Origin of the sequence: Entomohabitans teleogrylli (assembly GCF_001484765.1) — a bacterium.
Classification (GTDB): Bacteria; Pseudomonadota; Gammaproteobacteria; order Enterobacterales; family Enterobacteriaceae; genus Entomohabitans; species Entomohabitans teleogrylli.
Genome location: NZ_LLXO01000029.1, coordinates 1 through 12,952, shown reverse-complemented (window position 1 = coordinate 12,952; position 12,952 = coordinate 1). Strand labels below are relative to the sequence as shown.

The 12,952-nt window shown below is 53.6% G+C and carries 10 protein-coding genes; 1 reads left to right on the top strand and 9 read right to left on the bottom strand.

Features of this window, described 5'->3' with window-relative positions:
* Positions 1-30: 30 nt before the first annotated feature.
* Entirely contained in the window at positions 31-939 is a 909-nt protein-coding gene (locus AQ981_RS21810) for a gluconeogenesis factor YvcK family protein (RefSeq protein WP_058913876.1), read from the top strand.
* Between the two features lie 268 nt (positions 940-1,207).
* Here the strand turns inward: AQ981_RS21810 and AQ981_RS21805 are convergent, their stop codons facing one another.
* The 9 genes from AQ981_RS21805 to AQ981_RS21765 all read right to left on the bottom strand — a co-directional run bounded on the left by AQ981_RS21805 (position 1,208) and on the right by AQ981_RS21765 (position 12,937).
* A complete protein-coding gene (locus AQ981_RS21805; protein ID WP_058913875.1) occupies positions 1,208-1,513 on the bottom strand; it encodes a DUF6506 family protein in 306 nt (101 codons plus the stop codon).
* 72 nt (positions 1,514-1,585) lie between these two features.
* A complete protein-coding gene (locus AQ981_RS21800) occupies positions 1,586-1,894 on the bottom strand; it encodes a helix-turn-helix domain-containing protein (RefSeq protein WP_058913874.1) in 309 nt (102 codons plus the stop codon).
* A gap of 185 nt (positions 1,895-2,079) precedes the next feature.
* Positions 2,080-2,781, bottom strand: coding sequence for a hypothetical protein (locus tag AQ981_RS21795; RefSeq protein WP_058913873.1), 702 nt, complete (start codon positions 2,779-2,781; stop codon positions 2,080-2,082).
* 131 nt (positions 2,782-2,912) lie between these two features.
* Positions 2,913-3,794, bottom strand: a complete 882-nt coding sequence (locus AQ981_RS21790) for a DMT family transporter (RefSeq protein ID WP_058913872.1) — start codon at positions 3,792-3,794, stop codon at positions 2,913-2,915.
* 169 nt (positions 3,795-3,963) lie between these two features.
* On the bottom strand, positions 3,964-7,047 hold the full coding sequence (locus AQ981_RS21785) for an efflux RND transporter permease subunit (protein ID WP_058913871.1): 3,084 nt from the start codon (positions 7,045-7,047) through the stop codon (positions 3,964-3,966).
* Positions 7,048-8,199, bottom strand: a complete 1,152-nt coding sequence (locus AQ981_RS21780; protein ID WP_058913870.1) for an efflux RND transporter periplasmic adaptor subunit — start codon at positions 8,197-8,199, stop codon at positions 7,048-7,050. It abuts the gene before it with no gap.
* Between the two features lie 136 nt (positions 8,200-8,335).
* Complete coding sequence (locus AQ981_RS21775) at positions 8,336-8,935, bottom strand: hypothetical protein (protein WP_154675972.1); 600 nt, start codon at positions 8,933-8,935, stop codon at positions 8,336-8,338.
* 21 nt (positions 8,936-8,956) lie between these two features.
* Positions 8,957-9,433 carry a hypothetical protein gene (locus tag AQ981_RS21770; RefSeq protein WP_154675971.1) on the bottom strand — a complete coding sequence of 159 codons (477 nt, stop codon included), beginning with the start codon at positions 9,431-9,433 and terminating at the stop codon, positions 8,957-8,959.
* Positions 9,434-10,033: 600 nt separating this feature from the next.
* The gene (locus tag AQ981_RS21765) at positions 10,034-12,937 is read right to left on the bottom strand and encodes an invasin domain 3-containing protein (protein ID WP_249226369.1); all 2,904 of its coding nucleotides are present in this window, start codon (positions 12,935-12,937) and stop codon (positions 10,034-10,036) included.
* Between the last annotated feature and the right edge of the window lie 15 nt (positions 12,938-12,952).

The following is a 12,952-nucleotide window of genomic DNA, read 5'->3' as shown; positions in this document are numbered from 1 at the left end:
TATCCGCAGTGCCCGTTATAAGGAATCTTTATGCGTAATCGCACGCTCTCAGACCTCGACAGAGTGGTCGCACTCGGCGGGGGGCACGGCCTGGGCCGGGTACTCTCCTCCCTCTCTTTTCTGGGATCGCGATTGACTGGCATCGTGACCACTACCGATAACGGCGGCTCCACCGGGCGCATCCGCCGCTCCGAAGGCGGCATTGCCTGGGGTGATTTGCGCAACTGTTTAAATCAGTTAATTACCGAACCCAGCGTCGCTTCGGCAATGTTTGAGTACCGTTTTGGCGGTAATGGTGAACTTTCCGGCCATAACCTCGGAAATCTGATGTTAAAGGCGCTGGATCACCTGAGCGTACGGCCTCTGGAGGCGATAAATTTAATTCGTAACCTGTTAAAGGTTGAAGCGCAGTTAATTCCAATGTCGGAACAGCCGTTGGATCTGATGGCGATTGATGCCGAAGGGCACACGATTTACGGCGAAGTGAATGTCGATCAACTGAAAACGCCCCCTAAAGAGCTAATGCTCTACCCACGGGCCCACGCGACCCGGGAAGCCGCGTTGGCGATCGCCGAAGCGGATTTAATTGTTATCGGCCCGGGCAGTTTTTACACCAGCCTGATGCCGATACTGCTGCTTGAGGAGTTGACCCAGGCCCTGCGCCGCACTCCGGCATCCATGGTCTATATCGACAACCTGGGGCGCGAACTGAGCGGCGCCGCCGCCAGCCTGAGCCTGCGGGAAAAGATCGCGACAATGGAGCACTATATCGGCAAACCGGTGCTTGATGCGCTGATCGTCGGGCCCAGGACCGAGGTTAAGGATATTGATGATAAGCGGGTCATTCAGACCGCGCTGGAAGCCCAGGATATTCCTTATCGTCACGATCGTCAGTTACTGCGCCAGGCGCTGGAACAGGTTATCCGCCCCCCAGGCTAGCGTTCCGGGTCAGCGCGCCTTTCTCAAATACCGGTTTATCCCCCGCTTTCGCGGGGAATACGAAACACCTCCACGTACGTGGAAAAGACGCTTTTCTACACTGTGCAAGCGGTCACTCCCACCCCGCAAATGGGTACTGGCGAAGTTCCGAAGTAGACTGGATATGTTGTACCAGGACGTATATGCCATTGATTTTATACGCCCCTTCACCTGCAAGTATAAACCCATTGCTGCCCAGACTTCAGGAGGGGAAAAAAGCCGCCCAAAATTACCCAAACAGCACATCACCACTGCGGTACTGCAGCCCGGGATGACAGTCAAAACGTACCACGCCCACCACGGCCTTATCGCTGACCGCACGTTTTACTGCGGCCACACCTTCAGTACCAAACCCCCCGCACAATTCAATGGCTGTGATGCCCTGTTCAGTCAGAGATGCCGCCAGCCGACAGGCGGCCTCATAGTTGTTCACCGCGCAGGTAACCACGCTCACACTCTCCGTCACCACTTCACTGCGGTGAATCTCTGCATTCCCTTCCGGGGTTAAAAATATAAATGCAGCCTTCAGTGTCATAAAAGTACTCCTTTTTCAGTTTTTCCGGGCAGGACAGGTAAGCCCTGCCGCCATGTTTTCCCTGAGCGTATGTCATCCCTGAGAGGGATAATTGTAAAAATGCGCACTGAAGTTAGTTTCCTGGAGAAAATGCGACGGTGTGGCACCGGTAAAATGCCGGAAATCGTGAATAAAGTGCGACTGGTCGTAATAGCCGTATGCCAGCGCACTGTCCAGATAGTCACGCTGCCGGGTCAACAGCAAATGGCGGGTCAGTTGTTCAAGGCGGATAATGCGCCGGAAATGGCGTGGCGTCACACCGAAGTGCTGACGAAATACCTGCTGAAAATAGCGGGTGCTGAACCCTGATTGCGCCACCAGTTCATGCTGAGTGAGGGTCAATCGTCCGCTTACACCTGAAAACCGCCAGCGCCAGCAACGAGGTGATAACCGGAAGCCGCACAATAATCACGCTGCGGTGGTCGGTTTCACTGACCGGGCGCCGGTTCCGGAGGCCAGAAAACAGAATACAACTCGCAGAGCACATATTACGGGTAAATCGACCACCCGCACACTGAACAGATTCGTCAGCAGGACTGAGAAATCCGTTTTCCCTTTTTAATAATTTCAAGGCAATCATTGAGATGTAAAATCTGGTGTTTAGTTAATGGCATCATCAGTAACCCGCCGATATTTTTTTTCTGCCAGTAGTCAAGCAGCCAGATGGAATCCCGGTGCTCCAGAACACTTTTCTCACTGAGTACACGTGCTATTTGCTGTCTGTCCGGTCGGGTCTTAAGTTGTGAAGCAGTAATTCGTTGTATTATTTTCTGCGTCTTCCTCCCCACAGAGCGCCGGTAAGCCAGCAGAGCTTCCCTGTTAATTGATGCTGAAAACAGCTTCATTTCATTCTCCGTCATGGCATTACCGGTATCCTGGAAGGGGATATTCATTTGCTGAAGCCAGGCGGATTCGAAAATGACCTGCTTATCATTTGCTATGAGCACATTTGCACAAATATCTTCTATCCGTGTCATGTGAAACACAAAAAAAGCAAGCGTCCGGTATCCCTGATACTTTGGGCTGCATAGATGACGAAAAGCCCGCTCACTGACATCGCCTAAGATTTCATCCTGAAATGTTTTTTCACGTCGATTACTGACCGATGCGGTATGTACCAGTCCGTGCAACTGACAGGCAATGGCTTTTGCCTGTTCAGCATCACCGCAGGCTAATGCATTTTTGAGCTCCCGCTGGAGAGGATTCCAGTTTTCTTTTATCGTTAACATTCATCATTACTCTGTAGTTATAAAATCTGACGTTTTATATCCAGATAACAACGCTTATCTGTCAGTGTATGACTGTGAATACCATGTGTCTCCGTTTCCTCTGATTTCACGTTATATACCGCCTCTCCGGTTTATTTTTCTCCGGCTCCGGGAATAGACCAGAAAAAACACACCAGGGCACTGATAATGATTCCACCACCGACGAACGTAGCGACGCCCGGGAACTGACCGGTCACCCCGTACTCCAGCAGCAGCGCCATAAAGGGCGTCACAAACATCCAGTTCGTCACCTGGCTGGTCTGCTCTGCAATGGCCAGAGCCCGGCTCCAGGTCACATACGCCAGCGCCCCCGGGAACACCCCCAGAAAGACAACCAGCAGAAGGTGTAAGGGTGGCGCATCCCGTATCCCGAGCAATGCCTCCGGTAGCGAGCCTGACAGCAACAGGGTACCGAAAAGGAAGCTCCAGGCTGTTATCTGCAGGGGACTGAACCGCGATGCCAGCCCACGCTGCAGCAGGTTGTAAATACTCAGCAGAACTGCTGCACCGAGCATCCAGATAACCCCCCGGGACATCTGCAGGCTGCCCTCCCACAGCAACATCACCAGCACCCCGCTGAAAGCCACAGCAGTAGCCAGCCATTTACGAACCGTCAGTTTTTCCCTGAAAACCCGCTGTGCCAGCAGCGAGGTGAACACCGGGCACAGCGCAATAATCACACTGCCGGTGGTCGGGTTTACCGACAGGGAACCGGTATTGAAGGCCAGGAAGTAGAGCGCAAACCCACAGGCGCCGGAGAGCACAAAAACGGGGATATCCCGCAGGCTCACCGTCAGCTGCCGGCGCCAGATCAGCAGTGTCATCAGGCAGATCGCCGCCAGACCACAGCGCAGCAATCCCAGCGGTCCGGCGGTAAAATGCTGCAGCGAGATTTTCGTCACCACATAGGCCCCTGACCACATGGCTACCGTCACAAAAGCATACAGCTGGCTGAAAAGCCGGTCTCTGTTCATTCTCGCTCCATGATAAATACTCTCAGTACTCCCCTGTGCTGCCTGTACGTCTTAATCAGCACCCTGAGAGCATAAACGGCAGCTGGCCCGTTTTATCAGCCGTCAGGCATTAACAGCTATACCCGTTCATTAAGAAACGTTACTGCCGGATATAATTGACGCCCCAGCGTCATCCAGACGTCTGTCGTTTATAACGAAGCCGCCCGCAGATACGTATCCCCCACTGCCGTATGTCATCCACACAGGTAAAAATAACCGGCACCACAAGAAGACTCAGGAATGTGGACGTGATTAATCCACCGATAACCACAATGGCCATCGGCGAACGGAAACCGGGGTCAGTGCCCAGCCCCGCCGCCACAGGCAGCATACCCCCGACCATCGCGACGGTGGTCATCACCACCGGACGGGTACGTTTCTTCCCCGCCTCAACCAGAGCCCTTTTCCGCGACAGCCCGTAAATTTTTTGTGCCCTGACCGCGTACTCAACCAGCAGAATGGCGTTTTTGGTTGCCACCCCCGCCAGCATAATCAGGCCGAGAATGGCGGGCATGGAAAATGGCGCCCGGGCCAGATACAGGGATAACACGGCTCCCGGAACCGACAGCACCAGTGCAACAAGTATGGTCACCGGCTGCATGAAGTCCCTGAACAGCAGGACCAGCACCGCAAAGATACACAATATCCCTGCGCCCATAGTCACAGTAAACCCGCTCATCAGTTCCCCCATCAGCTCGGCATCCCCGGTCTGACCGGCATCGATGCCTGCGGAGCGCTGCTGCAGGATGGCTAACCGGGATACCTGCTGCTCCACCTCCCCCAGAGACAGGCCATTAAGCTCAACATCAATGGTGACGGCACGCCGCCGGTCATAACGACTTATCCTGTCCGCACTGCCGCTCATACTGATGTCTGCAACATTGCCCAGCATGACCGGTCCGGAAGCCCCGGGCACCGTCAGTCTGGATAACAGCGCTGGACTGTGCCGGGCACGGTCTTCCAGCTTTACCACGATGGGTATCTGGCGTTGTTCAAGGTTTAATTTTGCCAGTGCATGGCCATAGTCACCCAGCGTGGCCACGCGCAGCGCATCGGCCATTCCTTCGGTCGTGACGCCCATATCAGTTGCCCGGGCAAAATCCGGCTGAATAATCACTTCCGGACGCACCAGGTCGGCTTCTGACGTGACTCGCCCGATACCGGGCAGGCGACGCATCTCATGCATCACCCGCCGGGCATAGTCATTCAGGATCTGTCCGTCATCACCGGTCAGCACCAGCGAGTACTTTTCAGTGGCGCCGGTCAGCGCCACTGACACACGGACGCCGGGCAGTACGTCCAGACGCTCCCGCAGTTGCGCCTCAATCACCTGCTTGCTGAGGCCCTCACGTTGCTGGCGCGGAGACAATTCCAGCGTCAGCGTCGCCTGTCGGGGATCAGCGGCAGCCAGCGCCCCTCCGGCATGGCCACCGGCATTTCCCCCTCCGAGGGTGGTATAGACAGAACGCACGTGGGGATGTGTACTGACGAGGGCCTGCGCCTCCCTGACCCGCCGCAATGTCTGCCCGAAAGTAGTTCCCGGCGGCAGCGTCAGATGCACCTGCGTCTGAGACCTGTCGTCGGACGGCATGAATCCGGTTGACAGTCCGGGCCCCAGGCCGACCAGAATACCGGAAAATAGCAGCACGGTGACCGCCAGCGTGAGGGTACGGTGCTTCATACACCGGACCGCAGCCAGTGAAAACCCGCGCTCCCAGCGCGCCTGCGGGGAGGTTTTTTCCAGAGGGTTAAGCAGATACGCCGCCATCACCGGTGTCAGCATCCGGGCCACGACCAGAGAGAAAAAGACGGCAATCGCCGCTGTCCAGCCAAACTGGACAAAGAAACGACCGACAATACCTGGCATAAAGGCCGTGGGCAGAAAGACTGCTATCAGCGTAAAGGTGGTGGCTATCACCGCCAGACCAATTTCATCAGCGGCCTCCCGGGCCGCTACTACGGACGTCTTCCCCATAGCAAGATGACGCATGATATTTTCAATCTCAACAATCGCATCATCAACCAGTACGCCGACGACCAGCGATAACGCCAGCAGCGTCACCATATTGAGCGTAAAACCCATGGCGTACATCACAGCAAAAGCAGGAATAACAGACAGCGGCAGTGCCACTGCCGCCACTAGCGTGGCCCGTCCGTTACGCAGAAAAAGCCAGACAACGATAATGGCCAGCAGAGCCCCCTCATACAGAAGCTGCATGGAGCCTTCATAGTTTTCCACCACCGGGTCAACAAAGTTGAATACCTCCGTGATCGCCATACCAGGGTGTTGTTGCTGTAAGCTGGTAAGCCGGCTGCGCACGGCCTGCATGATATCGACTTCACTGCCCCCCCGGGTACGGACCACTTCAAAGGCCACCACCGGCTCTCCGTTCCGGAAGGCGGCGCTGCGCCGCTCTGCCGTGGTATCGCTGACAGTAGCTATCTGGTCCAGACGGACCTGACGCCCGTCCGTCAGCCCGATATACATACCTGCCAGTTCACCGGCTGTGCTTACCGTTCCCGGTACCCGCATCCGCTGCTCCGGACCGCCGGCATCCATCCGCCCCGCAGAAGCCTCCTGCTGCGTGAGCTGCAACTGCCGGGAAATATCGGCGGCAGAAACCTGTAACGCCAGCAGCCGTTCAGGGGACAGCGCCACACGGATTTGCCGCGTCACACCGCCGGTCCGGTTAACGGCACCCACCCCCTTAACCCCGAGCAATGTTTTCGTCACGGTATTGTCGATAAACCAGGAAAGCGCCTGCTCATCCATCCCGTCAGCCTGAACGGTATAAGCCAGGACAGGTACAGCAGCAAGGTCAAACCGGGCAACCACGGGGTCGTCCATCCCACCAGGTAAATCCGCACGTACCCGGGATACAGCATCCCGGACATCATCCACCGCCTCCTGCAGCGATTTCTCTATCCGGAATTCAATAACGACAGAGGCAGAACCATCCTGTATGTCTGCCGTGATATGCCGGACATCCTGCAGGGACGCCAGGGCATTCTCCAGTTTACGGACAATGTCGTTTTCCATCTGCTGAGCCGCCGCCCCCTGAAAGGCGGTTGTCACCGTCACGATGGGCAGTTCCACATCCGGCATGTTCTGGATTTTCATGCCATGGAATGCCACCAGACCTGCCACGGTCAGCAGCATAAACAACAGGATGACCGGAACCGCGTTTCTGATGGACCACGAGGAGATATTCATTTATCTCCCCTCAACCACGGACAGTAGATCACCGCCGTCCGGAACGGATGGAGGGGGCACAACGCGCACCCGGTCGCCATCTGACAGAAAACCGACCCCCTCAGCAACGAGGACATCGCCCGCGTTCACGCCCTGTCTGATCGCATATCCGCCATCATGGTACGTCCCGGTGATGACGGGGACCTGCCGGACCCGCGACTGCGCATCCACCCGGAAAACGTACGCAAAGCCATCGCGCAGTAACAGGGCGGACGATGGAATGACCGGCAGAGTCGTCCGGCCAGTAATAATATGTCCGGTAGCAAACGAGCCTGCCCGAACCCTGGCGTTGTCCCCGAGCGCAACGTAAACGTAGCCGTTACGTGAACGCCGGTCAGTCACCGGGGCAACCTGACGTACCAGTCCCTTCACCGGAGCCTGTCCCGGCATATTCAGTCTCACCGCCTGCCCGGGCTGAATCTGTTCCAGCTCACCGACCGGCAGTTCTGCCAGCCATTCAAGCCGGCTCTGGCGGTTAAGCCGGAACAGGATATCGCCGGGAGAGACCACCTGTCCTGCCATTGCCAGCCGTGCAGTAATGAGGCCGGCGTCCGGTGCAGTGATACGGGTCTGTGCCACACGAAGCCGGGCAGTTTTTACCCGGGCAGACAGCACCGCGACCTGCGCCCGGGCCACTTTTTCAGCCACCAGATACTGCGTCACCTGCTGCGCACTGAGTGCGGAAGAACCCCTGAGCTTACGCGCCCGTCCGGCATCTGCCCGGGCTTCTTCCAGCCGGGCTTCAGCCTGAGCCATTTCAGCCAGAGTCTGTTCAAGCTCTGCAGTAACCATGTCCTGCTGCAGTTCAGCCAGCAATTGCCCCTTCTGTACTTCATCACCAATATCAGCATGAAGATGTCGGATGCTGAGGCCACTGGCCTCGGTGCTGACCACCGCTTCCTGCCAGGGAATGATATTACCGGTGGCAAACAGACTATCGTCCCGGGGCACTATTTCAGGTGAGAAAGTAGTCACGGTCAGAGCTGGCTGCTCAGCCGCAGCGGAAACCGTTGTTGGTTTTTCCGGAGTCAGAACTGTGATACCGCCGACAGCAAAAATCAGCAGGCCAGGGCCGGCCAGAAAATAAAAAAGACGTTTCTGTCGTTTCACCATGAATATCCGAATTCCTTTTCCGAAAAAATAAACGCCGGAGAACACCCTGATCATCCGAAATATTTTTTATACGGGAAAAACAAAAATACAGACCATTGTGCACAACTGAAAAGTATCCGGCCCCATCACGGCATGGTCAGCGAAATAATTTCCTGAGCATCCACAGAGCCGGGAAAATCAATGCAGAAACGACCACCGGAACCCCCAGAAAAAAGCAGAATTCATCCACCGACATATGCCGGAAAAATTCCGTACCCTCGTGCTTTATCATTAAGGCCACGAACATCACCAGAATAATGGCATATACCCGGAGAAAACGGACCAGAGGCCGGCCGTTACTGCCCGCTTTCGCGAGCAACGGTTCGTTGTACACCGGTGAACCGGCAGAGGTACCCGTGGTCCCGGTCATTACCAGGTCCCGGTCACCGCTGATATATTCATCATCAATACGTAACTGCAGACCCTGTTTTATTCCCTGCGACTTCGGTGCAGATATAGCCGTAATCCGACGCCTCACACCACTGAGTACACAGTCTGCCGCGAGTATGGTCTGAGCCCGGTAAAGTGCATAATCAGATACCGCCACCACCCGGTTATCCACCGTAAGCACCTCACGACGGGCAAGTTTCAGCGGGTTAAACTCTATGTAAAATTCAATACAATGCTCTCCGGACATACACCGGATTGATTTTGATTTCATCATTATATCCTTATTATACCCGACTGCTTTATGCAACCTTTACACTTCCATGACGGGCTAATTGTCCAGACGTATGGTGATAAATTTCCCGCTTATTTTTTCAGTCAGTAACAGCTCATCTTCCGATAACCAGTAAACAGAGTAAGGAATGATTTCCATTGCCCCCCTGAAAGGCGGAAGTGCCACAGGCGTCATAAAAATCCACCGCCGGAGGTACAGTGCCGGCCGACTGGCATGGTCAAACTCCAGCACCACCGAACGTGTCCCCTGCGGGGAGGTGTACTGCCGGTGTCCTTCCCGGGGCGCCAGTATCGCCAGCAGTACAAATACCACTATGCCGCCCGCCACTGCCAGACAGGTCTCCGCCGCGTAGGGAATCAGCCGTCGATGGCGTCCTGCCGCCGCCACGCCGGTCACGATAAACATAATCGCAGCCACCTCGTGGAACCGCGGAAAAACCACAACCCGCAGCGCCGCCATCAGCAAAGCAACACTGGTCAGTACAATCAATATCGCGATGATAATACGCCACACCTGAACCTCAACATCGGCTCTAAACGGACACGCCATGACACGCGTAATCGCCCAGAGAATACCTGAACATTGTGTCTTCCATATCTACCGGGACGTCTCCACATCTTGGCTGCAATAAACCGAATATGCATTTGGTCACAAACCATAAAGATCTGAACATATGGAAGATTATCAGCCTCCAGGAAATGGTAATTATTTAAAAATATTAAAGCCCACAGCCGATTACTTAAACATGAAAAAACACTCCCTCATTTTTCCGGATAGGCATTTATCTGCCCAAAATCACCAATAAATTCCAAATAAAACATCAGTGAAGACATTCAAAATAACAGCACGGAGAAATCCCGTGCTGTTATTATTAGAAAAATATCACTAAAGAATTCCAATCCTCGTTGTCTGTCCGTAGCCAAATGAATATGTCACATTATTCACAGTACAGGAAACAGTGGCAGCGTCAGGGAAGTTGCCATAACCAATACCGGAGGTACCCCCTATCGCTGAGGCATACGGGACGCTAACCGTCGAGGACCCCGCGTCTGTAGAAATTTTCTGAATAAATGCATAGACTCCTATTATAAGGGGCTTTTCAGCCCCTTTACATTAAAGACCCAAGGTATTGTCTACTGCAGTCTTACCATCTCCTGATTTAAATATGTAAGCCGTACCTCCAACTGTACAGGTAAAAGTGAGCATTCCATCAAAGCCCAAAGACCCGTGCCCTATAACTGGAGATGTCGTTTCTCCTGATGCTGCCAGCACGACACTATAAACATACCCCGCTCCACCGTTTTTGCCTATGGATACATCCTTTGTAAAAGAATAAACCTTTGTACCAGCATTAAAAGTAGAAGAATTGTTACTCCAGTTATAACCTTCAAAGGTATGGCGATTTGCCATAGTAGTATTCGCATTAGCGGCATATCCTGTCCCAGAGGCCCCTACAACAGTAACGGTATCACATTGAATGGCATTGTTACTGGAGTCCAGAAAACGAACTGCTGAACTGAATGTCCTGTAATTACTGCCATTACTTCCTCCGTTGTAAGACCACCATGCGTTCATTTTTGCCGAAACCGGCGGTGGAGAGGTTAAAGTAATGGTCACACTGTTATTGATGACAATCCCCTGCTCAAGTCCCCCTGATACCCAGAACGTCTCGGTGCCAGCCGTCGTACCGGCAACCACCTTCAGGTAATACACCCCCGCCGTGGTGCTCGCCTCAAAACCACTATAATCCGTATTTCTCGCTATCGCTGTACCCGTTCCCGTTTTCATCAGGGCGCCCGCGCCCGCTCTCACCTTCAGGACACTTTCCAGCCCCGTGACACCGTTTCCTTTCACATCCTTCACTGTAACCACAATCATCGTACTGTTGCTGCCATTCGCAACTAACGATTTACTATTCGCCAGTGATTCCCCATTTGTCTTCTCTGAGAGAGATATCCACGCACTGGACGCGGGGCCCGCCGTCAGTGTTAAATTAACTCCCTGACCAACAGGCATCGGTCTGAGAGCGCCAAACGACGCTAATTGCTCCACCCATATACGCTCATTACCTGCTACTGTTCCCGATAATGTTGCCGTGTAGGTCCCGAGTGATGTTCTGTTGAGCGCGGTGTAACCTGGCGAAGCAGCTACTCTGGTCCGTCCGTTAGAAGATTGCACATAAACCGTTCCCTCATTATCGGTAAGGTTGCCATTAATATCCTTCAACTTCACCGTCAGTTGCGTCGTCTCTGTTCCGTTAGCTGTTATCGATGACGATGACAACTCTATCGAACCGCTGTGCAGCTCGCCCGGCGTCAGTGTTAAATCAACTCCCTGATTAGTAGGCATCGGTCTGAGAGCGCCAAACGACGCTAGCTGCTCCACCCATATACGCTCATTACCTGCTACTGTTCCCGATAATGTTGCCGTGTAGGTCCCGAGTGATGTTCTGTTGAGCGCGGTGTAACCTGGCGAAGCAGCTACTCTGGTCCGTCCGTTAGAAGATTGCACATAAACCGTTCCCTCATTATCGGTAAGGTTGCCATTAATATCCTTCAACTTCACCGTCAGTTGCGTCGTCTCTGTTCCGTTAGCTGTTATCGATGACGATGACAACTCTATCGTCCCGCTGTGCAGCTCGCCTGGTGTCAATGTTAAAGTTACCAGGTTATCACCTGTCATCGGGCCAGGAATGTGATCGGGAAAGGACGATGCCTGCACCACCCAAAAATCATCGTCACCCGCTGTTGTCCCTGCCTGAATCTGAGTCGTATAAACCCCTTCCGACACTTCTGTCAGTATCAGATAATTTCCTGATCCCATGGGCACATTCGTCAACCCTCTTCTGGACCCGACATATACGTCACCATTGTTCGATACCAGGTTGCCATAAACATCCCTCAGTTTTACGGTCAGCGTCACTACACTACTGCCGTCTGCCGGTACCGAAGATGACGACAGCTCTATCGTCCCGCTGTGCAACTCACCCGCCGTTTGTTTCAGAGAGATCCCCTTCTGCTGCCCATTCTCAGCTTCCATTGGACGAAGGTTACCAAAGCTTACCTGCTGTTCGACCCAGATACTCTCCGTTCCGGCTGTTGTCCCAACGATGACTTTCCCCTGGTAAGTTCCTGGTGTCCCTGCCAGTTCAGACAAAGTCATCTCTCCGCCAGCTGAGATGCTACGTGTTAAGCCCAGTTTTGAGGTGATAGAGACAGGATTCCACCCCCTGACCGGTCTGCCCTCACTATCTTTCAGTTTCACTGTCACCGTCAGTTCAGTTGTGCCGTCTGCTGTCCTTTCAACACTTCGCACTATCCCGTCAGAAGACCATGATATTGTCCCTGTCGCTGGAGTCAGAGGAGTCAATGTCAGTTCTGCTGAGTTGTTGACAATCGTGCCATTAGGCAATCCTGACACAATCCTAAAAGTATCCGTACCAGGAACCAGGCCAGCAATAACCGTTATTTTGTAAATCCCACCTCCGACTTCAGTTAACTGATTCTGATCACTGTCAAGACTGGTTAGTTCTTCACTTGACAGTACGCGTATCGGACGTTGTGCACTCCAGCCCTCAACAGCCTGGTCATTCTCATCTTTCAGATCTACGGTGATTATTACCTGACTTACCCCATCGGCCACAACTGACCCGGGGCTTAACGTTAACGTACCTGTCACTGTTACAAAGTGAATATTGGTAGTCTCACTAATATCATTGCCTACCACAGCACGAACGCTAAATGTTCCAGGCTCATAACTTGTAAAAGTCGCAGTAACAGAACCATTTTCATCTGTCGTACCTGGCACAGTGATTGTCACGCCTTCAGCAGACGTAAAGTTTACCTGTGCACCCTGTACAAACTCATCAGACGCATTTTTTACAGTGGCTTTTACTTTGTTAACATGGCTACCATCAGGCAATGCATCATCTTCAATAACCTCCAGTTCAAGCTGGAACTCAGCAACGAATGTCACGTTCACACTACTGCTGCTGTCGTTGCTCAGGCTGGCAGTCACCGCCGTCACACCTGC